23 protein-coding genes and 1 pseudogene are annotated in these 26,651 nt (G+C 75.0%); 14 read left to right on the forward strand and 10 right to left on the reverse strand.

Features of this window, described 5'->3' with window-relative positions; all coding sequences use genetic code 11:
- Positions 1-110: 110 nt before the first annotated feature.
- From J4557_RS24350 to J4557_RS24360, 3 genes are read left to right on the forward strand one after another with little or no spacing between them, the layout of a single operon-like run.
- The gene (locus J4557_RS24350; RefSeq protein WP_307800168.1) at positions 111-803 is read left to right on the forward strand and encodes a TetR/AcrR family transcriptional regulator; all 693 of its coding nucleotides are present in this window, start codon (positions 111-113) and stop codon (positions 801-803) included.
- Entirely contained in the window at positions 800-1,717 is a 918-nt protein-coding gene (locus tag J4557_RS24355) for an ABC transporter ATP-binding protein (protein ID WP_208269040.1), read from the forward strand. The genes J4557_RS24350 and J4557_RS24355 overlap by 4 nt, the downstream gene beginning before the upstream one ends.
- The gene (locus tag J4557_RS24360) at positions 1,714-3,351 is read left to right on the forward strand and encodes an ABC transporter permease (RefSeq protein ID WP_208269041.1); all 1,638 of its coding nucleotides are present in this window, start codon (positions 1,714-1,716) and stop codon (positions 3,349-3,351) included. The genes J4557_RS24355 and J4557_RS24360 overlap by 4 nt, the downstream gene beginning before the upstream one ends.
- A gap of 39 nt (positions 3,352-3,390) precedes the next feature.
- On the opposite strand, the gene J4557_RS24365 is transcribed toward J4557_RS24360, so the two are convergent.
- The 3 genes from J4557_RS24365 to J4557_RS24375 all read right to left on the reverse strand — a co-directional run bounded on the left by J4557_RS24365 (position 3,391) and on the right by J4557_RS24375 (position 5,525).
- Positions 3,391-3,537: a hypothetical protein gene (locus tag J4557_RS24365; RefSeq protein ID WP_202125554.1), complete on the reverse strand. Its 147-nt coding sequence runs from the start codon at positions 3,535-3,537 to the stop codon at positions 3,391-3,393.
- Complete coding sequence (locus tag J4557_RS24370) at positions 3,534-4,556, reverse strand: aromatic ring-hydroxylating oxygenase subunit alpha (RefSeq protein ID WP_208269042.1); 1,023 nt, start codon at positions 4,554-4,556, stop codon at positions 3,534-3,536. The genes J4557_RS24365 and J4557_RS24370 overlap by 4 nt, the downstream gene beginning before the upstream one ends.
- 123 nt (positions 4,557-4,679) lie before the next feature.
- The gene (locus tag J4557_RS24375) at positions 4,680-5,525 is read right to left on the reverse strand and encodes an IclR family transcriptional regulator (protein WP_208269043.1); all 846 of its coding nucleotides are present in this window, start codon (positions 5,523-5,525) and stop codon (positions 4,680-4,682) included.
- A gap of 132 nt (positions 5,526-5,657) precedes the next feature.
- On the opposite strand from J4557_RS24375, the gene J4557_RS24380 reads away from it, so the two are divergent.
- Positions 5,658-6,512, forward strand: coding sequence for a PaaX family transcriptional regulator (locus tag J4557_RS24380; protein ID WP_243776262.1), 855 nt, complete (start codon positions 5,658-5,660; stop codon positions 6,510-6,512).
- Between the two features lie 21 nt (positions 6,513-6,533).
- On the opposite strand, the gene J4557_RS24385 is transcribed toward J4557_RS24380, so the two are convergent.
- The 4 genes from J4557_RS24385 to J4557_RS24400 all read right to left on the reverse strand — a co-directional run bounded on the left by J4557_RS24385 (position 6,534) and on the right by J4557_RS24400 (position 11,896).
- The gene (locus J4557_RS24385; protein ID WP_208269044.1) at positions 6,534-7,154 is read right to left on the reverse strand and encodes a TetR/AcrR family transcriptional regulator; all 621 of its coding nucleotides are present in this window, start codon (positions 7,152-7,154) and stop codon (positions 6,534-6,536) included.
- A gap of 130 nt (positions 7,155-7,284) precedes the next feature.
- On the reverse strand, positions 7,285-9,042 hold the full coding sequence (locus J4557_RS24390; RefSeq protein WP_208269045.1) for a sensor histidine kinase: 1,758 nt from the start codon (positions 9,040-9,042) through the stop codon (positions 7,285-7,287).
- A gap of 377 nt (positions 9,043-9,419) precedes the next feature.
- Entirely contained in the window at positions 9,420-10,094 is a 675-nt protein-coding gene (locus tag J4557_RS24395) for a response regulator transcription factor (RefSeq protein ID WP_208269046.1), read from the reverse strand.
- Positions 10,085-11,896, reverse strand: a complete 1,812-nt coding sequence (locus J4557_RS24400; RefSeq protein ID WP_208269047.1) for a sensor histidine kinase — start codon at positions 11,894-11,896, stop codon at positions 10,085-10,087. The genes J4557_RS24395 and J4557_RS24400 overlap by 10 nt, the downstream gene beginning before the upstream one ends.
- Positions 11,897-12,158: 262 nt before the next feature.
- Here J4557_RS24400 and J4557_RS24405 point away from each other — a divergent pair, with 262 nt between their 5' ends.
- The 9 genes and pseudogenes from J4557_RS24405 to J4557_RS24445 all read left to right on the forward strand — a co-directional run bounded on the left by J4557_RS24405 (position 12,159) and on the right by J4557_RS24445 (position 22,848).
- Complete coding sequence (locus tag J4557_RS24405; protein WP_307800169.1) at positions 12,159-13,247, forward strand: LacI family DNA-binding transcriptional regulator; 1,089 nt, start codon at positions 12,159-12,161, stop codon at positions 13,245-13,247.
- Positions 13,248-13,337: 90 nt separating this feature from the next.
- Positions 13,338-14,489, forward strand: coding sequence for a mandelate racemase/muconate lactonizing enzyme family protein (locus J4557_RS24410; RefSeq protein ID WP_208269048.1), 1,152 nt, complete (start codon positions 13,338-13,340; stop codon positions 14,487-14,489).
- Positions 14,486-15,532, forward strand: coding sequence for a zinc-dependent alcohol dehydrogenase (locus J4557_RS24415; RefSeq protein WP_208269049.1), 1,047 nt, complete (start codon positions 14,486-14,488; stop codon positions 15,530-15,532). Before J4557_RS24410 ends, J4557_RS24415 begins: the two co-directional genes overlap by 4 nt.
- Positions 15,516-16,517, forward strand: coding sequence for a hypothetical protein (locus J4557_RS24420; protein ID WP_208269050.1), 1,002 nt, complete (start codon positions 15,516-15,518; stop codon positions 16,515-16,517). Before J4557_RS24415 ends, J4557_RS24420 begins: the two co-directional genes overlap by 17 nt.
- 39 nt (positions 16,518-16,556) lie before the next feature.
- The gene (gene chvE, locus J4557_RS24425) at positions 16,557-17,684 is read left to right on the forward strand and encodes a multiple monosaccharide ABC transporter substrate-binding protein (protein WP_208269051.1); all 1,128 of its coding nucleotides are present in this window, start codon (positions 16,557-16,559) and stop codon (positions 17,682-17,684) included.
- 163 nt (positions 17,685-17,847) lie between these two features.
- Positions 17,848-19,356, forward strand: a pseudogene (gene mmsA, locus J4557_RS24430) (multiple monosaccharide ABC transporter ATP-binding protein); the annotation flags it as partial.
- Complete coding sequence (mmsB, locus tag J4557_RS24435) at positions 19,353-20,618, forward strand: multiple monosaccharide ABC transporter permease (RefSeq protein ID WP_208269052.1); 1,266 nt, start codon at positions 19,353-19,355, stop codon at positions 20,616-20,618. The pseudogene mmsA and the gene mmsB, both read left to right, overlap by 4 nt.
- A 132-nt stretch (positions 20,619-20,750) precedes the next feature.
- Complete coding sequence (locus J4557_RS24440; protein WP_208269053.1) at positions 20,751-21,929, forward strand: aldose epimerase family protein; 1,179 nt, start codon at positions 20,751-20,753, stop codon at positions 21,927-21,929.
- 76 nt (positions 21,930-22,005) lie between these two features.
- The gene (locus J4557_RS24445; protein ID WP_208269054.1) at positions 22,006-22,848 is read left to right on the forward strand and encodes an SMP-30/gluconolactonase/LRE family protein; all 843 of its coding nucleotides are present in this window, start codon (positions 22,006-22,008) and stop codon (positions 22,846-22,848) included.
- 46 nt (positions 22,849-22,894) lie between these two features.
- Here J4557_RS24445 and J4557_RS24450 read toward each other — a convergent pair whose 3' ends face one another.
- Positions 22,895-23,701, reverse strand: coding sequence for an SAM-dependent methyltransferase (locus tag J4557_RS24450; protein WP_208269055.1), 807 nt, complete (start codon positions 23,699-23,701; stop codon positions 22,895-22,897).
- An 89-nt stretch (positions 23,702-23,790) separates the two neighbouring features.
- On the reverse strand, positions 23,791-24,408 hold the full coding sequence (locus J4557_RS24455; protein WP_208269056.1) for a TetR/AcrR family transcriptional regulator: 618 nt from the start codon (positions 24,406-24,408) through the stop codon (positions 23,791-23,793).
- Positions 24,409-24,491: 83 nt separating this feature from the next.
- Between J4557_RS24455 and J4557_RS24460 the strand changes: the two genes are divergently transcribed.
- Entirely contained in the window at positions 24,492-25,313 is an 822-nt protein-coding gene (locus tag J4557_RS24460; RefSeq protein ID WP_208269057.1) for an SDR family NAD(P)-dependent oxidoreductase, read from the forward strand.
- Between the two features lie 109 nt (positions 25,314-25,422).
- Here J4557_RS24460 and dinB read toward each other — a convergent pair whose 3' ends face one another.
- Entirely contained in the window at positions 25,423-26,619 is a 1,197-nt protein-coding gene (dinB, locus tag J4557_RS24465; protein WP_307800170.1) for a DNA polymerase IV, read from the reverse strand.
- Positions 26,620-26,651: the final 32 nt, after the last annotated feature.

A 26,651-nucleotide genomic window follows, 5' to 3' on the forward strand; every position in this document is an offset into this window, starting at 1 on the left:
CACCCCCCTTTCCCTCCGCCCCCCGAGCCGCCGCACCCCCTCCGCCAATACACGTGTATGGTGTACATCGGTATTGGGAACTGAACGCTTGTATTGGAGGAGGCGGGAGCGTGACGGAGACAGGCCCCGCACCGGAGGACCTGACGGCGCGGGCGCGGATCAGGGACGCCGCGCTGGAGATGTTCGCCGAGCACGGGATGAGGGGCGCGACGTTCCGCGGCATCGCCGAGGCCGCGGGCGTGTCGGTCGGGCTCGTCCAGCACCACTTCGGCTCCAAGCAGGAGCTGCGGGAGGCGTGCGACGCCTACGCGCTGGACACGATCCACCGGCTCAGCGCCGAGAAGATCGACGGCATCGGCGACCCGGGGTTCCTGGCGAAGGCGATGCGGATCGACCTGCCGGTGCGGCGCTACCTCGCCCGCGCGCTCGTCGACGGCTCCCCCGCCGCGGCGCGGGTGTTCGACGACCTGGTCGACACCACCGAGCGCTACTTCGTCGAACCGCTGCCGCCCGGCGTCAACGCGCCCGCCACCGCCGACGTGCACGCCTACTCCGCCGCGCTCGTCGCGATGTCGATCGGGATGGAGGTCCTGCACGAGCACCTGTCGCGGGCGCTGGGCGTCGACACCTTCACCCCGGAGGGCTCGCTGCGGCTGCGCCGCGCCCTCTTCGAGATCTTCGACGACCGCCTGCTGAGCCCGGAGCTCGCGGCGCGCGCCCGCGCCGCGATGCGGGAGTACGAGAGCGGGAACTTCGGGCGCACCGCCCCCATCGGGGAAGACCCGGGAGAGAAGGCAGGATGACTGAGGCAGTACGGGCCGACGGCCTGGTCAAGACGTTCGGCAGGACGCGCGCGCTCGACGGGCTCGACCTGAGCGTGGCGTCCGGCGAGGTGCACGGCTTCCTCGGCCCGAACGGCGCCGGGAAGTCCACCACCGTCCGCGTCCTGCTCGGGCTGATGCGCGCCGACGCCGGGACAGCCCGGCTGCTCGGCGGGGACCCGTGGCACGACGCGACCGCGCTGCACCGGCGCCTCGCCTACGTCCCCGGCGACGTCACGCTGTGGCCCAACCTGTCCGGCGGCGAGGTCATCGACCTGCTCGGGCGGCTGCGCGGCGGGCTGGACGAGCGCCGCCGCGACGACCTCCTCGACCGCTTCGAGCTGGACCCGAAGAAGCGGGGGCGCGCCTACTCCAAGGGCAACCGGCAGAAGGTCGCGCTCGTCGCCGCGTTCGCGTCCGACGCGGAGCTGCTCATCCTGGACGAGCCCACCTCCGGCCTCGACCCGCTCATGGAGGAGGCGTTCCAGGAGTGCGTGCGGGAGGAGCGGCACGCCGGGCGGACGGTCCTGCTGTCGAGCCACATCCTCAGCGAGGTGGAGGCGCTCTGCGACCGCGTCACCATCATCCGCAAGGGCCGCACGGTGGAGACCGGCACGCTCGCCGAACTTCGCCACCTGACCCGCACGTCGATCCGCGCGGAGCTCGCCGCGCCGCCCGACGGCGTCCCGCTGCCCGGTGCGCACGACGTGCGCATCGACGGCAACACCCTCACCTTCGAGGTCGAGACGGCCGAGCTGGACGCCGCGCTCCGGCAGCTCACCGAGATCGGCGTCCGCTCCCTCACCAGCCGGCCGCCCACGCTCGAGGAGCTGTTCCTGCGGCACTACGAGAACGACAAGGCCGGACGGACCCTGCAGGAAGGCGGGGTGTCATGACCGCCACGACCCTGCCGCCCTCGGCACGGGCCGCCCGCGCGGAGGGCGGCCTCGCGGGCACGGGCACGCTGCTGAAGATGTGGCTGCGCCGCGACCGCGTCATGATGCCGTCCTGGATCTACGTGCTCACCGCGCTGGTCGCCAGCACCGTGTACAGCTTCAAGAACGGGTACGACACGCCCGCGGCGCTGCGGAGCTTCGCGCGCGGCATCGACGGGAACCCGTCCATGCGGGCGCTGTACGGGCCGGTGCTGAACGACCACACGGCCGCGGGCGTCAGCGCGTGGCGCGTCGGCACGACCGGCGCCGCGCTCACCGCCGTCATGTGCGTGCTGCTCGTCGTCCGGCACACCCGCGCCGAGGAGGAGACCGGCCGGCTGGAGCTGGTCGGCGCTGCCGCCGTCGGGCGCCGCGCCCCGCTGACCGCCGCGCTGGCCGCCGCCGTGACCGCCGCCGCGGCCGCGGCGTCCCTGGCCGCCGCCGTCATGATCCTCTTCGGGCTGCCGGCCGCCGGGTCGGTCGCGTTCGGGCTGTCCTGGTTCGGGGCGGGCCTGGTGTTCGCCGGGGTCGCCGCCGTCACCGCCCAGCTCGCCGAGACGTCCCGGCTGGCCAACGGGCTGGCGTTCGCCGTGCTCGCCGCCGCGTACCTGGTCCGGGGCGTGGCGGACGCCGGGTCCGCGCACTGGGCGTCCTGGCTGTCCCCGATCGGCTGGGCGCAGCGGGTGCGCCCGCACGCGGGCGAGCAGTGGGCCGTGCTGCTGCTCCCGCTGCTGGCGTCCGCGGTCCTCGTCGCGGCCGCGTACGCGCTGGCCGGGCGCCGCGACCTCGGCGCCGGGATCATCGCCCCCTCGCCGGGACCGGCCCGGGCGGCGCCGTCGCTGCGCGGCCCGCTCGCCCTGTCATGGCGGCTGCAGCGCGGCTCGCTGCTCGGCTGGTCCGTTGGGTTCCTGGTGTACGGGCTCGCCATCGGCGGCGTCGCCGACGGCGTCGGCGACCTGGTCAACGGCAGCGACGCCGTCCTCGACGACATCCGCAGGATGGGCGGGCAGCAGGACCTCGCGGACGCCTTCCTCGCCACCTCCATGGGCCTCATGGCCCTGTTCACGTCGGCCTACGCGGTGCAGAGCGTGCTCCGGATGCGGGCGGAGGAGAGCGGCGGGCGCCTCGAGCCGGTGCTCGCGGCCGCCGTCGGCCGGACCCGCTGGGCCGTCGCGGGCCTCGCCGTCACCGTCGCGGGCACGGTGGTCCTCCTCGGCCTCAGCGGGCTCGCCGTCGGGCTGGTGCACGGAGCCCGCTCCCACGACCTGGGCGGCCAGCTCCCCCGGCAGCTCGGCGCCGCGCTCGTGCAGCTGCCGGCGGTGTGGGTCGTCGCCGCCGTGACCGCGCTGCTCTTCGGCCTGCTCCCCCGCGCGACGTCCGCCGCGTGGGGCGTGCTGGCCGGGTGCCTGCTGCTCGGGCAGGTCGGGCCGCTGCTGAAGCTGCCGCAGGCGGTCATGGACGTCTCGCCGTTCACGCACACGCCGAAGCTGCCCGGCGGCGGCTTCGACGTCCTGCCGGTCGCCGCGCTCACCGCCGTCGCGGTCGCCGTCGCCGGGGCGGCGCTGCTCGGCTTCCGGCGCCGCGACATCGGCTGAGCCCCGGGGGCACCGGGGACGTCCCGGTGCCCCCGGGCATCAGGAGGCGTCGTGGTCGGGGTGGGAGAGCAGCCACGCCCAGATGGCGGCCGGGTCCTCGGCGGTGCGCCGGGCGCCGCAGTGGCAGATGCCGGTGAGCCGGTCCGAGCCCGGGGACCACTCCACCCGCAGGCGGCCGGCGCTCACCGCTCCGCCGTGAGGCGCTGGAGGACGCGCCGGGCGGCCAGCCCGCCGGTGTCGATGTTGATGGACAGCTCCTGGTACCCCTCGGGCTCGGCGGCGATCACCGTCTCCAGCAGGTTCAGCGCCTCGACGTCCTGCAGGACGACGGTGCGGTTGCTGTCGCGCAGGAACCGCGAGACGCCCTCGTCGTCCAGCGCGAAGTCGCGGGCGACCCACCAGAAGTCGTGGGTGGTCGTGTCGGTCTCCGGGACGATCGCGTAGCCGACCTCCACGTGGAACGCGTGCGGGTCGTCGCCGTCCGGGCCGGGCTCCACGCCGGTCGGCGCGATCCGGCTGTGCAGCAGGTAGAAGCACGGCGGGTGGTACTCGATGTCCTGCCACCGGTCGATCCGGCCCTCGACGCCGGTCGACTCGGAGTAGAACGGCGGGCACTCGACGTCCTTCATGCGCCGGCTCACGTAGACGATCCCGGCCTCGTCGTCGACCTCCGTGGTGATCGGGGTCTGCGCGACCTCGGGCGTGCCGATGTACCCGGCGTGCAGGTAGGTCTCGTGGGACAGGTCGAGGAGGTTGTCGACGAGCAGTTCGTACCGGGCGGCGAGCGGCTCCATCCCCCGGACGGTCACGTAGTCCGGCGAGCTCAGCCAGGGGGCGCGCGGGATCGAGTCCGCGTCGCCCGTCCCGTCGCCGATCCACACCCAGACCAGCGAGTCCTGCTCGACGACCTGGTAGGCGGGGACGCGGGCGGTGCGCGGGATCCGGGTCTGCCCGGGCACGGCGACGCACGCCCCGTCGGGAGCGTAGGTGAAGCCGTGGTAGCCGCAGACGATCCGGTCGCCGTCGCGGTTGCTCGCCGACAGCGGGAAGCGCCGGTGCACGCAGCGGTCGGCGAGCGCGACGGCCTGCCCCGCCCCCGTGCGGTACATGACGAGCGGCTCGCCGCAGATCGTCCGGGCGAGCAGGCCGTCGCCGACCTCCTCGCTGTAGGCGGCGACGTACCACTGGTTGCGTGCGACGGCCATGGGCTGCTCCTCGGGGTGGACGACGGACCGTGCGGACGAGACGACCTTCGCCGCCGCCCGCGAGGCCGGACCACACCGATTCCGTCCAACGGAAGAACCCGCCCTTTCGGGACGCGGCCTCGCTCAGACCTCGCGCATCGCCGACTCCGGCGGGCGCAGGGCGCGCGGCGCGCCGAGGGCCCGGGAGATGCCGCGGGCGCCGGCCCGCACGACGGGGACGAGCGAGCGCGCCTCCCAGCCGGACGCCGGGACGACGACCGCGACGGCCGCCACGACCGCGTCGTCCGGCCCGAACACCGGCGCGCCGACCGACATCGCGAACGTCTCCACCTGCCCGTCGCTGACCGCGGCCCCGGTGCGGCGGACCTCGGCCAGGACGCGGCGCAGCTCGGAACCGGTGGTGATGGTCCTCGGGGTGAAGCGGCGCAGCGGCCCGGCGATCGCGCGTTCCTGCAGGTCCCTGCCGGAGTGCGCGAGCATGGCCAGGCCGACGCCGGTCGCGTGCGCCGGCCAGCGGCCGCCGACGCGGGAGAACACGTGCACGGCGTCGCGGGCGGAGATCCGCTCGATGTACACGACGTCCAGGCCGTCCAGGACGGCGAGGTGGACGTTCTCGTGGGTGGCCTCGTACAGGTCCTCCAGGAACGGCATCGCCGCCTCGCGGAGGGCCGGCCCCCGCGCGAGCGCGCCGACCTCCCACAGCCGCAGCCCGACGCGGTAGAGGCCCGCGTCGTCGCGTTCGAGCGCGCCCCAGCACGCCAGCTCGCCGACGAGCCGGTGCGCCGTGGACAGCGGCAGCCCGGCGCGGCGCGCGATCTGGGTGATGGTCAGCGCCGGGCGCTCGGGCGTGAACGCGCCGAGGATGCCGAGGACCCGGGTGGTCACGGTGGGGCGCCGCCCGGGCGCGGCGGGCCGGGCGGCCGCGGCTCCGTGCGCCGCCGGCGGGGCGCCGGGTCCTTCGTCGAGCATGCGGGCCGTCCTCTCGGGGCGTCACGGTCGAAGTTAGGCGTATGCTTCACAGCGGTCAAGCATGTGCCGAACAACGAGGTCCCGGGCTCCTTCCGGGGCCGCGCTGCGCGGCGGAGGACGGGAGCCGAGCGGATGGGACGAGAAGGCCGCCCGGCGGCGGACGCCCCGGTCGGCGACGAGGCGCCGCCGCGGCTCCGGCCCCGGTCGCTGATGCTGAGCTACCTCGGGAACTACGTGCTCGGCCGCCGCGTCGCGGTGTTCTCCGGCAGCTTCATCGACGCCTTCGGCCGGCTCGGCGTCGGCGAGCACGCGGTCCGCTCGACGCTGGCCCGCATGGTCGACCGCGGCCTGCTGGCCCGGCACCGCGCGGGCCGCCGGATGCACTTCGGCCTCACCCCCCGCTCCGAGGCGATCCTGCTCGACGGCGAGGACCGGGTGTGGCGGCGCGGCGTGCTGAACACCGACTGGGACGGGACCTGGACCGTGCTGGCGTTCTCGCTGCCGGAGTCCTGGCGGCGCGTCCGCCACGACCTGCGCGCCCGGCTGGCCTGGGCGGGGTTCGGGTCGCTCGGCAACGGCACGTGGATCGCGCCGTCGGCGGTCGACGTCCCCGCGCTCGTCGACGGGCTCGGCCTGGACGGGCGCCTCAAGGTGTTCACCGGCCCGGCGCAGGCGCCGACCGACGTCCCGGCGATGCTCCGCGAGGCGTTCGACCTCACCCCCCTGGCCGCCGGCCACCGCGCCTTCCTCCGCCGCTGGGACCGCCCCGAGCCGCTGCCCGGTGCACCCGACGACCTGGCCCGCTACCTGTGGATGTCGGCCGAGTGGCTGGAGCTCGTCCGCGCCGACCCCCGGCTGCCGGTGGAGCACCTGCCGGACGGCTGGCCCGCCGTCCGCGGCCAGTGCGTCGTGCGCGAGCTGCGCCGCCGCTGGGAGGGTCCGGCCCGCCGCATCGCCGACGCGTCGATGGAGTGCATCGACGTCTGACGGCCGCCGCGCCCCGGGGGCTCAGCCCCGAGCCGTCATCCTCGGCACGGTCTCCTCGATCAGATGCATGATCGTGTCCTCCAGCAGCAGGTGCACCTGCGCCCGGGTGAGCCGGCCGTGCCGCAGCCACTCGCGGGTCGCGGCCTCCGCCATCCCGCTGAACCCGCGCAGCGCCGAGCGCACCTCCGGATGCTCGGCGGCGAGCCGGGACAGCCCGACCACCTCGGTGATGTGGTCGACCGCGCCCTCCCGCGCCGCGTCCACCAGCCGGGCGAGGTCGTCGTCGCTCGCGGTCCCCGCCGCCATGTCCAGCGCGACGAGCCAGGTGCCGGCGTTGCGCTCCAGCAGCTCCAGCCAGCCGGTGATGCTCTCGGTGACCCGCTCGCGGACGCTCGCCCCCGGCTCGTAGGCGGGCACCGGGACCGGCGGGATGTGCAGCATCCGCTCCACGACCGCCAGGTACAGCTCCCGCTTGGTGCCGAAGTAGTGGTTCAGGAGGCCCCGGCTGACGCCCGCCACCGCCGCGATCTCGGTGTTCGAGACCTCCTCGTACGGCCGTTCGCTGAACAGCTCCCGCGCGCACACCAGGATCTGCTCGCGCCGCTCGTCACGGTCCTTGCGCACCCGTACCCGCTCGCCCATGTCTCCCTGTCCGCGCCGTCCTCGCCGGCCGCCGCCCGGTGGTCCGGGTCGCGCGGCGGCGCGCTCCAGTGTTCCAGAAGCACGGCCTCCCACGTCAGGTCCGCGTCCGCCGGTGGCGCCGCCCGGCCGGTCATCGGGGCGCGGGCAGGGTGATCCGGACGGTGGTGCCCCGGCCGGCGCGACTCTCGACGTCGACGTGCCCGCGCAGCGCGCGGACCCGGTCGGTCAGGCCCGCGAGCCCGCCGCCGGGGACGGCGTCCGCGCCGCCCGCGCCGTCGTCGCGGACCTCGGCGACGACGCGGCCCGCCTCGTCGCGCACGCTCAGCCGGATCTCGTCGGCGCCCGCGTGCTTGGCCGCGTTCGCGAGCGCCTCGCACAGGGCGAAGTACAGCGTCGACTCGATCTCCGGCGGGTACCGCCGATCGGGCAGGTCGAGCCGGACGGGCACCGGCGCCCGGCCGGCGACGAGCCGCATCGCCGCGTCCAGCCCCGCGTCGGTGAGGATCGCCGGATGCACGCCGCGGGCCAGGCCGTCCAGCTCAGCGGCCGCCTCCGCCAGCTCCCGGCGGCAGGCGCGCGCGTGCTCGCGGGCGCGCGGGCCGACCGCCGCCTCCAGCCCTTCGAGCAGCCCCTCCAGCGCGCGCAGCCGCTGCTGGGCGCTGCGCTGCAGTTCGGCCGCGAGCCGTTCGCGCTCCGCCGCCTGGACGCGGACGAGCCGTTCCCGCGCGTCGCGCGCCCGCTCCAGGTGCGCCCGCGCCGCGGCCTGCAGCCGGACGGTCTCCAGCGCGCGGCCGCCCGCGACGAGCGCCGCCTCGACGAGCGGCTCGTGCCCGCGCAGCCGGTCGTCGGTGTCGACGGCCGCGAGCGGTTCCCCGACGGACGTGCGGACCTCGTGCCGCCAGCGGCCCGGCGCCGGCCCGTCGCCGGCCGCGGCGCCGCGCCCGGCGACGTCGACGTAGCCGCCGGCCGCCCACAGCCACAGTTCCAGGGTGCCGTCGCGCAGGACGCGGCGCAGCGCGTCCCGCACCTTCTCCACCGACACGGGGTCGGTGAGGCGCTGCATGCGCTCGGCGGCGGACAGCTCCGCCATCCGGGCGCGCAGCGCCGCGGCGAGGAACGCCAGCGGCAGCACCGTCGCGAACACTCCCTGGACGAGGTAGACCTCCATCACGTCGTCCAGGGCCACGTCGCGGCCGATGAGCGAGCCCTGCACGGCCAGCGCCCCGGCGACGCCGACCGTGACGGCGACCGCGACCGGGACGGTGTACCGGCGGTCGAGCCGGCCGGTGCCCGGCAGCCGCAGCAGCAGGATGATGACGAGCGCGCCTGCCAGCACCGCCTCCACGGTCGTGACGCCGCGGTAGGCGTCACCGAACGTCTCCCGGTCGGGGGAGACCGACGGCCAGGCCACCGCCGCGTCGAACCCGTTCCACGCGGGCCGCGACAGCGCGCACAGCAGCGCCTGCCCGCCGAGCATGACGGCCGCCGTGACGCCGGTCCACAGCCGGGCGACGGCGCCGTCGAGCCGGCCGTCGGGGTACAGCAGCACGCCCACCCCGATCGCGACGAAGAAGACGGACTGCGCGAACACCGACACCACCGGACCGGCGCCCGCGTTCCAGCTCGCCGTCCAGGTCAGCGCCCACGCCGCCGCGCCGGCGGTGAACGCCGCGCCGGTCCGCCGGCCGAGCCTCCCGGCGGCCAGCAGCCCGCCCGCGACGGCGAACCCGCCGCAGCACGCCAGCGTGACCGCGGCGGCGGCGGGGTGGTCGCGCCAGTACGGCCAGCCCGCGGCGAGCGCCCCCGCCGCCACCGCCGCGCCCCCCGCGGCGGCGCGGCGCAGCGGAGCGCCGAACCACGACGGCGCCCGCAGGCGCACCGCCCTCACAGCCAGCCGTCCCTTTCCTGTCGGGGGCCCGGGGGCCCGCGCCGGAGACCGCGCACACGGCGAGCCGGCGGACGCGGACCCCGGGGAACCACCGGGCGGGCCTCGGGTTTCCCCGGATGCGCCCGGGGCGCGGCGGCGGGAGGATGGGGGCGCCGGACGGCCACGGGCACGGCCCGCGGCGCGCCCCGGTGGCGTGCGGGGGCCACCACCGGCGTCACGTACCGCGACCGGACTCGTACAGAGGATTCTTCCCACCGCACCGCCGTGCGCGGAAGCCCGTTACCCGATCGATGCGCGGGGCGGGCGGTTCAGGCGCGTCCTCACGCGGTCTCCGCGTCCGGCGCCGGCCCGCTCACCGCGTCTCTCGCCGGTCTCTCTCACTGCGTCTCGGCGGCGCGCAGCCAGGTGAGCACCGCCAGCACCCGCTTGTTGCTGTCCTGCGGGCCGGGCGGCCCGCCCGACGAGGTGATCTTGAGTTTGGTGAAGATGGCCCGGACGTGGTCCTCCACGGTGCGCGCGGACAGGTGCAGCCGCTTGCCGATCCCCGCGTTGGAGTGCCCCTCCGCCATCAGGCCCAGGACCTCCCGCTCGCGGCCGGACAGCCGGGAGAGCTCCCGCTCCCGGTGCCGGGCCTCGACCAGGCGGCTCACCACGTCCGGGTCGATGACGACCTCGCCGCGCATCACCCGCTCCAGCGCGCCGCGCAGGTTGTCGACGTCGGTGACGTGGTCCTTCAGCAGGTAGCCGACGCGCCGCGGCTGGTCGCGGAACAGCTCCATGGCCTGCGGCGTCTCGTTGAAGGCCGACAGCACCAGCACGCCGATCCCGGGGTGGCGCCGCATCAGCTCGCGCGCCGCGACCACGCCCTCGTTGGTGTGCGTCGGCGGCATGTGCAGGTCGACGATCGCGACGTCCGGCGGGTCCTCGGCGACGCGTGCGAGCAGCTCCTCGCCCGATCCCGCGGACACCGTCACCTCGATGCCGACCGTGGTGAGCAGGGTGACCAGGGCCTGCCGGAAGATCCCGCTGTCCTCCGCCACGGCTACTCGCATGGCAGGACCATCCTCACCGTCGTGCCCCGGGCGGGCTCGCCGTCGATTTCCACGTGCCCGCGCAGCGCCCTGATCCGCCCGGCCAGCCCGTCCGGCACCGCGCCGGGCTCCCCGCCCGGCCGTTCACCGTCGTCGCTGACCTCGGCCACCAGCCGGCGGCCGTCCGGGCGCACCCGGACGGTCACGCGGGTCGCACGCGCGCGGTCGACAGCGTACGACAAAGCCTCGCAGAGCACCGAGTAAAGCGTGGACTCGATCTCGCGGGAGTAGCGCTCGGCGGTCACGTCCAGCAGCACCCGGGTGCCGAGCCGCTCGGCGACGACCTCCAGCGCCGGGCCGAGCCCGTCCTGGACGAGCAGCGCCGGCTGCACCTCGCGGGCGAGCGCGCGCAGCTCGGCCAGCGCCGCCATCAGCTCCGCGCGGCACGTGCGCGCCTGCTCCCTGACGGCCGGCTCCTCGGCGAGCGCCTCCAGGGTGGCGAGCATCGCGCCGAGCGCCAGCAGCCGCTGCTGCGCGCCGTCGTGCAGGTCGCGGGCCAGGCGCTCGCGCTCCACGGTCTCGGCGCGCACCAGCCGCTCGTACGCCGACCGCACCTGCTCCAGGCCGGCCTGGACGTTGGACTGCAGCCGCGCCGTCTCCAGCGCCCGGCCGCCGGCCGCCAGCGCCGCCTCGACGAGCGAGCCGTGCTCGCGCAGCGCCCCGCCCAGCTCCACGATCGCGAGGGGCTCGCCCGCGGCGGTCTCGACGCGGCGGCGCCACCGCCCCCCGTCCCCCTGCGGCGGATCGCCGTCCGCCGGTTCCGCGTCGCCGGCGTCCGGCGCGACGGGGCGTCCCGAGATGTCGACGTAGACCTGCTCGGCGGGCGCCCAGAACCACAGCTCCAGGGACGGGTCCTGCAGGACGTCGCGGAGGGCGTCGCGGATCCGCTCCACCGACACCGGGGCGGTCAGCCGCAGCATCCGCCCGGCGACGGCCAGCTCCGCGAGCCGGACGCGCAGCCCGGACGCCAGCAGCGCGAGCGGGATGAGCGCGGACACCGCGCCCTGGATCGCGTACACCCTCAGCAGCGCGTCCAGCGAGATGGACTCCTCCATGATCGGCCGCTGCGTCAGCGCCGCGGAGAGCCCGACGAACGCCAGCGCCACCGTGACCGGCAGCGCGACCACCCGCCGCATCCGGCTCATCTTCGGCAGCCGCAGCAGCAGGACGACGGCGAAGGACGCGGCGAGCACGAGGTACAGCGCGGCGGAGACCTCCAGGACGGCGCGGAACGCCGCGTGGTCGGGGAACGGCGCCGGCCACCACACGTGCCGCCCGGGGAACGCCGCCCACTCCGGGCGCGAGGTGACCCACAGCGCGGTCGGGCAGCCCCACAGGACCACGCAGGCGAAGACCGTCCAGATCCGGTCGGCGCGGTACTCCAGCCTCCCGGCCGGGTACAGCAGGACGCCCACGGCGAGGGCGAGGTAGAAGTCGGCCTGGGCGTACGGCGACAGCAGCGGTCCCGGCCCGGCGTTCCAGCTCGCCAGCCAGTTCAGCGCCCAGGACAGCGACGCGGCCAGGAACAGCAGCCCCGTGCGCCGGGTGCGGGCGCCCGTCGCCAGCAGCGCGCCGACGACCGCGATCCCGCCGGTGCTGACGAGGCCGAGCGCCGCGGCGGCGGCGTGGTCGCGCCAGTACGGCCACCCCGCGGCCAGCGCGAGCGCGGCCACCGCGAGGCCGGCGGCGAGGGCGCGCCTCGCCTCCGCACCGAACCACGGTGGCGACCTGCGCCTCCGCGGGGCGGATATCACCACGACCATCCCCTCCATGCTCGGGCCCGGAGCGGTCCCCCGGGTACCGGGAACCCACGGGCGCGGGCACCGTGCTTTCCCGGACGCACGGGAAGTGTCCCCGCTCCGCCGCGTCCGGGAGAGCCGCGTTACCGGATCGGGATGAGCGTTTCCGGCCGCCCGTTTCCCCCAGGCTGGATGTTTGCGCTACCACGATTGCTTCCTGGGTATTGACATCGATTCGCGTTACCGCAAACATTCAGGGCACCCGACCGATGTGGAGCAGATCACAGTGACCACCGCAGCGCCCCCTCCCCCGTCCGGCACCGGCCCGTCCGGTTCCGGGACGGGCGGCGTGCGGTCGCGCGCGGCGGTCATGGAGGACGTCGCGGCGCTCGCGGGCGTCTCGGCGATGACGGTGTCGCGGGTGCTGAACGACCCCGGCAAGGTCGCGCCGCGGACCCGCGAGCGGGTGCTCGCGGCGATGCGCGAGCTGGACTACCGGCCGAACTCGGCGGCGCGCGTGCTCGCGACCGGCCGGTCCGGGGTGCTCGGCGTGGTCAGCTTCGACACGACGCTGTACGGGCCCGCCTCGACCCTGTACGGGATCGAGCGGGCCGCGCGCAGCGCCGACTACATGATCAACATCGCCAGCCTCGGCTCGCTCACCCGGCGCTCCATCGAGGACGGCGTGCAGCGGCTGCGCGCCCAGTCGGTGGACGGGATCGTCATCATCGCGCCGCACCAGTCGGCGGCCGAGGGGCTGCGGCGCCTCCCGCCGGACATGCCGGTGGTGGCGGTCGGCGCGGGCGACGACCTGCCGGTGCCGGTCGCGTCGGTGGACCACCGCGCGGGCGCGGTGCGGGCCGTCCGGCACCTGCTGAGCCTCGGGCACGAGACCGTGTGGCACATGGCCGGGCCCGCGGACTGGATCGACGCGAGCGCCCGCGTGGACGGCTGGCGCTCGGTGCTGGCGGACGAGGGCCGGGAGGTCCCCGAGCCGCTGTCCGGCGACTGGAGCGCCCGGTCGGGATACGAGCTCGGCCGGCGGCTGGCCGCCGACCCGGCGGTGACCGCGGTGTTCGCCGCCAACGACCCGATGGCCCTCGGCCTGCTGCGCGCGCTGCGCGAGGCGGGCCGCCGCGTCCCGGAGGAGGTGAGCGTGGTGGGCTTCGACGACGTTCCGGAGGCGCCCTACTTCGCGCCCCCGCTGACCAGCGTCCGGCAGCCCTTCGGCGAGGTCGGGCGGCACGCGTTCCAGCTTCTGCTGGAACGCGTCGACGACCCCGCGGGCGAGGGCGCCGGGCCCCCGGCGCGCCGCACCGTGGAACCGGAGCTGGTGGTGAGGGAGAGCACGGCCGTGCGGCCCGGCGGCCGCTGACGCCGGCCGCGGGAGGGACCGGTTCCGCAGGCGCGGGAATGTTAGCGCTAACACAAGCTAGTGCCAGGTTGATTCGAGAGGGGCGGCACGTTGCGCATCACCGAGATCGGCACCCATGTCCTGGGCACCCCGTGGCGGAACCTCACGTTCGTGACCGTCCGCACCGACGAGGGCCTCACCGGCGTCGGCGAGGCGCGGATGCTCGGCCACACCGACGCGCTGGTCGGCTATCTCGCCGAGGCGGAGCGCCGACACATCGCCGGCAGCGACCCGTTCGACGTCGAGGACCTCGTCCACCGGATGAAGTACGGCGACTTCGGCCGCGCGGGCGAGATCGTCATGTCCGGCATCGCGTGCGTCGAGATGGCGTGCTGGGACATCATCGGCAAGGCGCTCGGCCAGCCGGTGTGGCGGTTGCTCGGCGGCAAGGTGCGCGACCGCGTCAAGGCCTACGCGAACGGCTGGTACACCGTCGACCGGACCCCGGACGACTTCCACGCCGCGGCCAAGCGCGTCGTGGAACGCGGATACCAGGCACTGAAGCTGGACCCGTTCGGCGCGGGACGGATGGAGCTGGACCACGCCGGGACGGTGCTGGCCGTCGACCTGGTCGAGGCGGTGCGGGACGCGGTCGGCCCCGACGTCGAGCTGCTCGTCGAGATGCACGGCCGGTTCTCCCCCGCCACCGCGATCCGGCTCGCCGGCCTGCTCGCCCCGTTCGACCCGGCCTGGCTGGAGGAGCCCGTCCCGCCGGAGAACCTCAAGGCGCTCGCCAAGGTGTCGGCGCACACCGGGCTGCCGATCGCGACCGGCGAGCGGATCCACGACCGCATCGAGTTCCGCGAGCTGCTGGAGCTGCAGGCCGCCGACATCCTGCAGCCCGACGTCGGGCACAGCGGCGGCATCGCCGAGGTCCGCAAGCTCGCCGCGACCGCCGAGACCTACTACGTGCAGGTCGCGCCGCACAACGTCGGCGGGCCGGTGCTGACCGCCGCGAGCCTCCAGCTCGGCGTCTGCACCCCCAACTTCAAGATCCTGGAGCACTTCAACGACTTCGCCGACGCCGCCGTCAAGGACGTCGCGAAGGGCGCCCCGCAGGTCGTCGACGGCCACTTCGCCCTGCCGGAGGCGCCGGGCCTCGGCGTCGAACTGGACCTCGACGCGGTCGCCGCCTTCCCCCAGCAGAACGCCGACTTCGACCTGTACGCCGACGGCTGGCACTTCCGCGGGACGCGCAGTTGAGCCGCGCGGTGCTCGTGGAGGCGCCGGGCCGCTGGCGGATCGACGCCGGCGACCCGCCGGAGCCGGGACGCGGCGAGGCCCGCGTCCGGATCGCCGCGGCCGGGCTGTGCGGCAGCGACCGCGAACTGTTCGACGGCGCGCGCCCCGAGGGCTTCTCCCGCTACCCCGTCGTCCCCGGGCACGAGTGGTCGGGCACGGTCGAGGCGGTGGGCCCCGACACCGACCCGTCGCTGGTGGGCGCGCCCGTCGTCGGCGAGGGGTTCCGCGGCTGCATGGCGTGCGGGCGCTGCCGGGAGGGCGCGCCGAACCTGTGCGCCGCCCGCTACGACGAGACGGGCTTCACCCGGCCCGGCGCGTTCGCCGACCACCTGCTGGTCCCGGCCCGGCTGCTGCACGTGCTGCCGCCCGGCGCCGACCTGCGCGCGGCGGCGCTGCTGGAGCCGGCCGCGGTCATCGCCGGGGCCGTCCGGCACGCGGCGCCGCGTCCCGGCGAGACGGTCGCGGTGGTGGGCGCCGGCACGCTCGGGATGCTCGCGCTGCAGTTCCTCGCCGCGTCGTCGCCGGCCCGCCTCGTCGCGATCGACCCGCGGGTGGAGCGCGGCGAGCCGGCGCTGGACGCCGGGGCGACCGCGTTCAGCCGTCCGGGCGAGGCGCCCGAGGGGGCGTTCGACGTGGTCGTGGAGACCGCCGGCGCGTCCGGCACGGCCGGTTCGGCGGTGCGGCTTGCGCGCCGCGGCGGCCGCGTCGTGCTCACCGGCATCCCCGCCGACCCGGCCGACGCCGTCCCGACGTCGCTGCTGGTCACCCGGGCCCTCGCGATGCACACCGTGTTCGGCTCCGGCCCCGCCGACTGGACGTACGCGGTGCGCGCGTTCGCCAGCGGGGTGCTGCGGCCGGCGTCCCTGATCACCCACGAGCTGCCGCTGACCGCGTTCGCGGCGGCGCTGGAGCTCAGCGGCTCCCCCGACGCCGGGAAGGTGCTGCTGCGCCCCGACCTCGACACGCCCCCGACCGGCGGGAGGACCGATGCACCCCTTCTCTGACGACCCGGCCGAGACCGGCCGCGCGCCCGGCGAGGACGCGCTGCGCTCCCTCGGCCTGCCCGGCCGCGCCGCGCCGCCGCCCGCGTCCGGCCTGCGGTTCCCGGACGGCGGCACGTGGCGCACCGAGCTGCCGTCCTGCGAGGGGCCCGCCGTGCTGGCGGCGGTACTGGAGGAGAGCGAGCGCCTTGAGGTGCCGCTGCACCGCATCAGCCAGGGCAGCGGCGTGTGGATGCTCACCGACGCCGAGATCGGCGAGATGGTGGACGCCTGCGACGCGCGCGGCATCGAGCTGTGCCTGTTCCTCGGCCCGCGCGGCACCTGGGAGCCGGGCGCCGGCGGCCGGTCCTACAACGCCTCCGGGCCGCGCGCCCGCGGCCGCGACCAGCTCGCCCAGTGCGTCGAGGACGCCGAGCGCGCGACGGCGCTCGGCGTGCGGTCGCTGCTGGTCGCCGACGAGGGCGTGCTGTGGACGCTGCACCGGCTGCGCGAGGCGGGCCGGCTGCCCGCCGACACCACGTTCAAGGTGTCCGCGCTGGTCGGCCCGGTGAACCCGGCCTCGTTCGCGGTGTGGGAGGGCCTCGGCGCCGACTCGGTCAACGTGCCGAGCGACCTCACCGTCGCCCAGCTCGCCGAGATCCGCGCGGTGAGCGCCGCGCCGATGGACTTCTACGTCGAGGCGCCCGACGACCTCGGCGGGTTCGTCCGCTTCTACGACGCGGCGGAGCTGATCCGCTGCGGCGCCCCGCTCTATCTGAAGTTCGGGCTGCGCAACGCGCCCGCGCTGTATCCGGTCGGCCTCCACCTGCTGCCCGCCGCCGTGGCGAGCGCGCGGGAGCGGGTGCGGCGCGGCCGGCTCGTCCTGGACACCCTCGCCCGGCTCGGGGCGGGCGGCGGGATGTCCCCGATCGGGTCCCGGGACCCGGGGCCGCTGCGGCGGTTCCCGTCCGCGCCCGAGGCCCTGCCCACGTCCGCCGTCCCACGCTGATTCGCTCCGCTGCCCTCCCCCACCCCGAAGGAGAACGAGATGAGACTCCGGCGCATCACCACGGTCCTGTCCGCGCTGGTCCTGGCGACCGCCATGACGGCGTGCGGCTCCAGCGAGAAGAGCATCGACAAGAAGGGCAAGTCCGGCGACACCAAGGGCGCGCTGATCGGCGTGACGATGCCGACGAAGTCGTCCGAGCGGTGGATCCGCGACGGCAACACCCTGAAGGCCGACCTGGAGAAGCTCGGCTACAAGGTGGACCTGCAGTACGCCGAGAACGACATCCCGACGCAGGTCAGCCAGATCGAGAACCAGATCACCAAGGGCGCCAAGCTGCTGGTCGTCGCGTCCATCGACGGCACCGCGCTGACCAGCCAGCTGCAGGAGGCGCACCAGAACCACATCCCGGTGATCTCCTACGACCGGCTCATCATGCGCAGCCCGGACGTCGACTACTACGTCACGTTCGACAACTACAAGGTCGGCGTGGAGCAGGCGACCTCGCTGCTCACCGGCCTGAAGATCAAGAACGCGGACGGGTCGGAGGGCAAGGCGAAGGGCCCGTTCAACATCGAGCTGTTCGCCGGCTCCCCCGACGACAACAACGCGCCGTTCTTCTACAAGGGCGCGATGTCGGTGCTCCAGCCGTACATCGACAAGGGGACCCTGGTCGTCAAGAGCGGCCAGACCGACTTCAAGACCATGGCGATCCTGCGCTGGGACCCGGCCACGGCGCAGAAGCGGATGGAGGACATCCTCACCAAGACCTACCGGGGCGGCGCCAAGGTCGACGGGGTGCTCTCGCCGTACGACGGCCTGTCGATCGGCATCCTGTCGGCGCTGAAGAGCAACGGCTACGGCACCGCGAGCCAGCCGTACCCGGTGGTGACCGGGCAGGACGCGGAGCGGGCGTCGGTGAAGTCGATCCTGGCCGGCGAGCAGTACTCCACCATCTTCAAGGACGTCCGCAAGCTCGCCGACGAGGCGGCGAAGATGTCCGACGCGATCCTCAAGGGCGGGAAGCCGCAGGTCAACAACACCACCGACTACAACAACACCAAGAAGGTCGTGCCGACCCAGATGCTCCAGCCGGTCATCGTGAACAAGGAGAACGTGCAGACCGAACTGGTGCAGTCCGGCTACTACACGCAGGCGCAGCTGGGTTGACGCCGTGACCACCGACGACACCACCGACACGACGGGCACGGACGCGCCCGGCGCCCTCACGGAGGGCGCCGGCGCGGCCGGCGCGGGGCCGGCCGGCGCCGCGGGGGGCGACGAGATCCTGCGGATGCGCGGCATCACCAAGACGTTCCCCGGCGTGAACGCGCTGGCGGACGTCGACCTGACCGTGCGCCGCGGCGAGATCCACGCGATCTGCGGCGAGAACGGGGCCGGCAAGTCCACGCTGATGAAGGTGCTGTCCGGGGTCTACCCGCACGGCTCGTACGACGGGGAGATCCTCTTCGACGGCGAGCCGTGCCGGTTCTCCGGCATCCGCGACAGCGAGGAGCGCGGGATCGTCATCATCCACCAGGAGCTGGCGCTGTGCCCGCAGCTGTCGATCGCCGAGAACATCTTCCTCGGCAACGAGCGGGCGGCGGGCGGGTTCCTGGGGCGCCGGTTCCTCGGGCGGGGCCTGGTCGACTGGAACCGCACCAACCACGAGGCCGGGCTGCTGCTGGAGCGGGTCGGGCTGCCGGAGAACCCGGTGACCCCGATCGCCGACCTCGGCGTCGGCAAGCAGCAGCTGGTGGAGATCGCCAAGGCGCTGTCCAAGCGGGTCCGGCTGCTGATCCTGGACGAGCCGACCGCCGCGCTGAACGACGCGGACTCCGCGCACCTGCTGGACCTGATGCGCGGGCTCCGCGACGACGGCATCACCTGCGTGATCATCTCGCACAAGCTGAACGAGGTGCTGGCGATCGCCGACACCGTCAGCGTGCTGCGCGACGGCCGGATGATCGAGACGCTCGACCCGTCCGGCGGCGGGGTCACCGAGGACCGCGTCATCTCCGGGATGGTCGGCCGGGACCTGGAGCACCGCTTCCCGCCCCGCGAGCCGGAGATCGGCGAGGAGGCGCTGCGGATCGAGGACTGGACGGTGCACAGCCCGGCGCAGCGCGACCGCGCGGTGGTGTCGGGCGCCGCCCTGACGCTGCGGCGCGGCGAGATCGTGGGGCTCGCCGGGCTGATGGGCGCGGGCCGCACCGAGCTGGCGATGAGCGTGTTCGGGCGGTCCTACGGGGTCGACATCTCGGGCAGGGTCTACAAGGACGGGCAGCCGGTCCGGCTGCGCACCGTCCGGGACGCGATCCGGCACGGCATCGCCTACGCCACCGAGGACCGCAAGCGCTACGGGCTCAACCTCATCCAGGACATCAGGCGGAACGTGTCGGCCGCGCGGCTCGGGAAGCTGTCCCGGGCCGGGTGGGTGAACGAGTACGACGAGTACCGGGTCGCCGAGGAGTTCCGCGGCGGGATGAACATCAAGGCGCCGAGCGTGCTGGCCACCACCGGGCAGCTGAGCGGCGGGAACCAGCAGAAGGTCGTCCTGTCCAAGTGGATCTTCACGGACCCGGACGTGCTGATCCTGGACGAGCCGACCCGCGGCATCGACGTCGGCGCCAAGTACGAGATCTACACGATCATCAACCGGCTCGCCGCCGAGGGCCGGGCGATCCTGCTGATCTCCTCCGAGCTGCCGGAGCTGCTCGGCATGTGCGACCGGATCTACACGATGGCGGCCGGCCGGATCACCGGCGAGGTGCCGCGGGCCGAGGCCACCCAGGAGCGCCTCATGTCCTACATGACCATGGGAAGGGAGCAGGCCGGATGAGCCGTACCGCGCCCGCGAAGACCGACGCCGCGCAGGCCGCGACCGCGCCGCGCGGCGGCGCGGCGGCACCCGCCGCCCGGCCGCGGCTGACCGTGAACGTGCGGCAGAGCGGCATCTACATCGCGTTCGCGCTGATCGTGGTGCTGTTCGCGGTGCTGACCGGAGGCGATCTGCTTCAGCCGCAGAACATCTCCAACATCATCGTGCAGAACTCCTACATCCTGATCCTGGCGATCGGGATGATCCTCATCATCATCTCCGGGCACATCGACCTGTCGGTGGGCTCGCTGGTCGGCGTCACCGGCGCGATCGCGGCCTGGCTGATGGTCAGCCACCATGTCGCGTGGCCGGTCGCGCTGCTGCTGACGCTGGTGGCGGGCGCCGCGATCGGCGCGTGGCAGGGGTACTGGACGGCCTTCTTCGGCATCCCGTCGTTCATCGTCACGCTCGCGGGGATGCTGCTGTTCCGGGCGCTGACCATGACGGTGCTCGGCAACCAGGGCCTCGGCCCGTTCCCCGACCAGGTCCGCACGCTGTCGAACGGGTTCACCTCGGGCTACCTCGGCAACGTCGGGCTCGGCCCGCTGGGCGGCGCGGACCTGTTCAGCCTGCTGGTCGGGATCGTGGTCGTGGCGGGGCTGGCGGTCTCCCGGTGGCGCACCCGCGCGACGCGGCTCGGCTACGGGCAGACCGTCGACCCGGTGCCGGTGTTCCTGCTGAAGATCGTCGCGGCGGGCGCGCTGATCATGGCGGTGACCGTGCAGCTGGCCCGGTTCCACAACCTGCCGTGGGTGCTGGTGCTCCTGGCGGTGCTGGTGCTGGCGTACTCGCTGCTCACGAGCCGGTCGGTGTTCGGCCGCCATGTGTACGCCGTCGGCGGCAACCTGCAGGCGGCCGTGCTGTCCGGGGTGCGGGCCAAGTCGGTGGTGTTCTGGCTGTTCGTCAACATGGGCGTGCTGTCGGCGCTGGCCGGGGTCATCTTCGCCGGGCGGCTCAACCAGGCGGGCCCCACCGCGGGCAACACCTTCGAGCTGGACGCGATCGCCGCGGCGTTCATCGGCGGCGCGGCGGTGCAGGGCGGCGTCGGCAAGGTGGTCGGCGCGATCACCGGCGGCCTGATCATGGGTGTGATCAACAACGGGATGTCCCTGATGGGCGCGCCGAGCGAGCGGGTGATGCTGGTCAAGGGCCTGGTCCTGCTCGCGGCCGTCGCGTTCGACGTGTGGACCAAGCGGCGGTCCGGCTCCCCGCTGCTGCGCTGACCCGGCCGGCGCCCGCCGCCGCCGATCCGTCCGTACGACCCCGCGGCCCCCCTCTTCCACCAGAAAGGTCCCTGTCCCCAACCAGAACACGCCAGTCCGTCTCCTCCCTCCCCCCAAGCGAGAGGAACACCGATGAAGCGCGTCCCACCCCTCACCGTCCCGCTGGCCACCGGCGCCCTGATCGCCGCCGGCCTGCTCGCCGGCGGCCTGCTGACCGTCCCGGCCACGGCCGCGGCGTCCGGGCCCACCATCGCCAAGGAGCCGTTCGGCGCGCTGCCGGACGGCACGAAGATCGACCGGTACACGCTCGGCAGCGGCCACGGGATGAAGGTCCGCATCCTCACCTACGGCGGCATCGTCCAGTCCCTCGACGTCCCCGACCGGCACGGCCGCTCCGGCGACGTCGCGCTCGGGTTCCGCACGCTGGACGGCTACCTCAGCGACACCTACAAGGACGCGAACCCCTACTTCGGGGCGCTGATCGGACGCTACGGCAACCGGATCGGCGGCGCCCAGTTCACCCTGGACGGCAAGACCTACAAGGTCCCCGCCAACGACGGGGAGAACAGCCTGCACGGCGGCACGACCGGCTTCGACAAGCGGGTGTGGACGGCGCAGCCGGTCAAGGGCGGCGACACGGTGTCGCTCCGGCTGTCGTACGTCAGCCCCGACGGCGAGGAGGGCTACCCCGGCACCCTCCGCACCACCGTCACCTACACCGTCACCCGCGGGAACGACCTGCGCATCCGCTACCAGGCCACCACCGACAAGCCGACGGTCGTCAACCTGACCAACCACACCTACTTCAACCTGGCCGGTGAGGGATCCGGCGAGGTCTACGGCCACAAGGTGCAGATCAACGCGTCCCGCTACACGCCGGTCGACTCCACCCTCATCCCGACCGGGCAGCTGGCCACGGTGCACGGCACGCCGCTGGACTTCACCCGCCCGCACACCATCGGCGAACGCGTCCGCCAGGGCGACCAGCAGATGGTGTACGGGCGCGGCTACGACCACAACTTCGTGCTCGACGGCACCGGCATGAAGCTCGCCGCCCGCGTCACCGAGCCGACCACCGGCCGGGTGATGGAGATCCGCACCGACCAGCCCGGCCTCCAGTTCTACTCCGGCAACTTCCTCGACGGCCGGCTGGTCGGCACCGGCGGGACGATGTACCGGCAGGGCGACGGGTTCGCCATGGAGACCCAGCACTTCCCCGACTCGCCCAACAAGCCGCAGTTCCCGAGCACCACGCTGCGGCCCGGCCAGACCTACGACTCCACCAGCGTCTACTCCTTCTCCACGTCCTGACCCGGCCGGGAGCGGGCACCCGGCCGGCGCCGCGCCGGTGCCCGCTCCCGCCCGTCCGGAGCGACCGAGGATCCCCATGGAACACCGCATCGAGATCGCCCTGCCCTCCCGCGTGCGGCTCGGCGAGGGGCCCAACTGGCACGCCGCCGGCGGCGTGCTGCTCTGGGTCGACATCCTCGGCAACGAGGTGCACGCCTATGACCCGGCCACCGGTGCCGACACCGTCCGCCACACGGCGCAGCACGTCGGCGCGGCCAGGCCCCGGGCGGGCGGCGGGCTGGTCGTCAACCTCCGCGACGGCGTCGGGCTCTACGATCCCGACGGGGCGTTCCGCTGGCTCGCCGAGCACCCCGTCCCCGGCTGCCGCGGCAACGACGCCGCCGTCGGCCCGGACGGCGCGCTCTGGGCCGGGACCATGCGCTACGACGAGGCGCCGGGAGGCGGCCGGCTGCGCCGCGTCCGCCCCGACGGCGGGACGGCCATGGTGCTGGACGACGTGACGGTCAGCAACGGGATCGCCTGGAGCCCCGACGGACGCCTGATGTACTACGTGGACACGCCCACGCGCCGCATCGACGTCTTCGACTTCCATCCCGAGGAGGGCGCCACCGGCCGCCGCCCGTTCGTCTCCGTCCCGGGGCTGCCGGACGGGCTGACCGTCGACGCCGAGGGGCGGCTCTGGGTGGCGCTGTGGGGCGGCGGCCGCGTCCTCTGCTACACCCCCGGCGGCGCCCTCGACCGCACCGTCGAGGTGCCCGCCGCCCAGACCACCGCCTGCGCGTTCGGCGGCCCGGACCTCCGCGACCTCTACATCACGACGGCGACCGTGGGCGCCCCGAAGGACGACTCCCACGCCGGGTCCCTGTTCGTCGTCCCGGACGCGGCGCAGGGCCTTCCGTCCCCCGCGTTCGCCGCCTGACCCGTCCGGGTGCGGCGGCCGGGTGCCTCGGCCAGGTGCCTCGGGGTCAGGTGCGGCGGCCGACGCCGGCGAGGGTGAACGTCCGCTCGGCGTGCCGCACGTCCTCGCCGCCGGGGTCGGGCCGCCACAGCGGGGTGTAGGTGAGGCCGGGTTCGAGCAGGTCGAAGGGCTCGACGATCGACTCGATCTCGGCGCGGGTGCGGCCCCAGAAGTGCCCGCTGGTCGGCTTGAACACCTCCCCCACGTCGCCGCTGGACTCCGGCTGCGGGTCCTGGGTGATGTGCGTGAACACCAGGTGGCCGCCGGGCGGGAGGGCGTCGTGCAGCCGCCGGACGGACCGCCGGGCGTCGGCGGCGTCGCCGATGAAGTGCAGGACGCGGTCGAGCACGATCGCCACCGGCTCGGTGAAGTCGATGTGCTCGCGGACGTCCGGATCGTCCGGGAGCGTCTCGGGACGCGCGAGGTCGCAGTGCACGGCCGCCGTCCGCTCCGTGCCGGCGAGCAGCGCCCGCGCGTGCACCAGCACGACCGGGTCGCCGTCGGCGAACACGACGGTCGCGTCCGGGGCGACGGCGGCCGCGACCTCGTGCACGTTGCCGGCCGCAGGAAGCTTGCTGCCGACGTCGATGAACTGCCGCACGCCCTGCCGGGCGAGGTGCCGGACCGCGCGCCCGATGAAGGCGTGGTTCGCCCTGGCCGCCGCGCGCGCCTCGGGGATGACGGTCAGCAGCTGCTCGGCCACCTCGCGGTCGGCGGCGTAGTTGTCCTTGCCGCCGAGCAGGTAGTCGTAGATCCGCGCGGTGTTGGGGGTCGTCAGGTCGACGCCCGCGGGGGACCACCTCTCCTCGGCCATGGCATTCTCCGCTTCGTCCGGGGGAAGACGATCGTCTCACGGGACGCGCCGTGCTCGCACGGGGACGCACCGCGTCCGGCCCGCCGGCGTCAGGCGTCGAGCAGGTCGATCAGCTCGGCGTCGAGGCCGATGTCCGGGTCGGCCGCGCGCGCCGCGCGCAGGGCGCCCGCCAGCGTCCCCGCCGCGAGGGCCGCCAGCCGGTCGCGCGGGACGTCGCGGTGCCGCAGGTGGTCGATGACGACCTCGTCCAGGTAGCCGACCCAGCCGCGCATCGCGGTGCGCAGGACGGGACGGGCGGGACCGGCGGCGCCGAGCGCGTCCAGCAGCCGTCGCGCGCCCTGCCAGCGCAGGTCCTCCACGATCGCGCGGACCTCCGGGTCGGAGCCGTTGCCGCCGCGCGTCACCGCCAGGAACCCGGCGGCGTTGTCCTCCATGAAGGCGATGTGCCGGTCGAGGGCGTCGCGCAGCCGCTCCCCCGGCGCCGCCCCCCCGGGCTCCGCCTCGTGGACGACCCGCAGCCGGTCGGCGGCGGCGCGGATCGTCGCGAGGTACAGGCCGCGCTTGTTGCCGAAGTGGTGCGCGATCAGCCCGTAGGCGACGCCCGCCCGCCGCGCTATCTCGGTCGTGGTGACCTCGTCGTAGGCGCGGTCGGCGAACAGCTCGGCGGCGGCGTCGATCAGCATCTGCCGGCGGTCGGGCCGGGCCATCGGCGGCTCCCTCGGATTGACGTGCGGTCGCGGACCAGTCTAGCCTCCGAAACTGATTGATAATCAGTCAATATCGGGAGGCGATGATGGCCCGGATCGAGCTGGCGGACGCGCCGGTCCTGCTCACCGGCGCGTCCAGCGGGATCGGCCGCGCCCTGGCGTTCGCACTGGCCGCGCGCGGCGCGCGGCTGGCCATCGCGGCGCGCCGGCGGGACGCGCTGGAGGAGGTGGCCGACCTGGTCGCGGCCCGCGGCGGGACGCGCCCGCACGTCGTCGAGGCCGACCTGTCGCGTCCGGGCGCCGCCGCCGAGCTGGCCGGCGCGGCGGTGGAGGCGCTGGGCGGCGTGCGGGTCCTGGTCAGCAACGCCGGCGCGGGTCTCGTCGCGCCCCAGGGCGAGCTCGGCGACGGCGACGGCGCGCGGGCGCTGTTCGAGACGAACTTCTGGTCGCCGCTCGCGCTGGCCCGCGAGCTGCTGCCCGGCATGCGCGGCGGCGGCGCGATCGTCAACGTCACGTCCACGCTGCAGGCGCTGCCGGTCCCGATGCTCGGCCACTACGGCTCGGCGAAGGCCGCGCTCGCGCACGCCACCCGCACGCTGCGCAACGAGCTGCGCGGCACCGGCGTCACCGTCCTGGAGTACGTGCCGGGCGCCACCGACACCGACGCCCGCGACGTCGGCCTGCTGCCCTGGCGCGGCCGGCCGGTGCGCACGCTCCCGCCGGTCTCCCCCGAGTCCGCCGCGCGGGCGGTCGTGCGGGCCGTCGAGCGCGGCCGGCGCCGCCGCGTCCACCCGCGCCCCTCGCTGCTGCCGCTGGAGGTCCCCGCGATCGGGCGCCTGGCGGCCCTGGCCGCGGCGCGCCGGATCGAGGTGCCGCGCCCGGCTCAGGTGCCGCGGAGCCTCTGAAGTCCCGGGCGGACGCGCTGCCCGGCACCGCCGTGTACGGCACGACGCGGTACCCGGGACCGGCGCGCACGTTCGCCGAGCGGGCCCGCGACCACGCCGCCGACGCCCGCTAGCCCGGTGGCTCGTCGGGCAGCGTCGGCACCGCGATGCCCGGGTCGCGGCCGAGCAGCACCGCACGGGTGATCGCGGACGACCCGAACCGGCCGCGGACCCCGTCGACGGCGGCGTCCGCGGCCTCGCCCGCGTCGAACGGCAGCGCGAGCTGGACGGTCCGGTCGTCGTGCAGCGAGCCCAGCGACACCCCGATCAGCGTCAGCCCGCGCTCGGCGACGAGCGGGGCGGCGCCGCCGAGCAGCCGGCGCGCCGCGTCCAGCAGGACGGACGTCTCGGCCGTGGCCTGCGGCAGCGTGTGCGAGCGGGAGGCGCGCGCGTAGTCGCCGAACCGCAGCCGCAGCGTGACCGTCCGACACACCCGGTGCGCGCCGCGCAGCCGGCCCGCGAGCCGGTCGACGAGGCCGACGAGGATGGCGTCCAGTTCCTCGGGCGGCCGCCGCCGGCGCCCGAGCGCGCGCTGGGCGCCCATCGACCGGCGCCGCACCCCGGTGCGGACGTGCCGCGGGTCCCGGTTGCGGGCCAGCGCGTGCAGGTGCCGGCCGGCGCCGGGGCCGAGCAGGGAGACCAGCGTCGCCTCCGGCATGTCGGCGACGTCGCCGACCGTGACGACGCCGTAGGCCGCGAGCTTGGCGGCGGTCGCCGGGCCCACGCCCCAGAGCCGCCGCACCGGCAGCGGGCGCAGGAACTCCAGCTCGCCGTCCGGCGGGACGACGAGCAGCCCGTCGGGCTTCGCGACGCCGCTGGCCACCTTCGCCAGGAACTTCGTGCGCGCCACGCCGACGGTGATCGGCAGCCCGACCTCCTCGGCCACCCGGCGCCGCAGCCCCGCCGCGATGCCGGCGGGCGTCCCGGAGATCCGGCGCAGGCCGTCCACGTCGAGGAACGCCTCGTCGATCGACAGGCCCTCGACGAGGGGCGTCGTCGCGCGGAACAGCGCGAACACCGCCTTGCTCGCCTCGGCGTAGGCGTCCATCCGGGGCCGGACGACCACGGCGCCCGGGCACAGCCGGCGCGCCTGCCCGCCGCTCATCGCGGTGCGGACGCCGTGCGCCTTCGCCTCGTAGCTGGCCGCCAGCACCACGCCCCCGCCCACGATCACCGGCCGCCCGCGCAGCGCCGGGTCGTCGCGCTGCTCGACCGACGCGTAGAACGCGTCCAGGTCGGCGTGCAGGATCGTGGCGGCGCGGGACACGAACATATGTTCGCATACCGGTTCGCGACCTG

The organism is Actinomadura nitritigenes, assembly GCF_017573545.1.
GTDB classification, from domain to species: Bacteria; Actinomycetota; Actinomycetes; order Streptosporangiales; family Streptosporangiaceae; genus Spirillospora; species Spirillospora nitritigenes.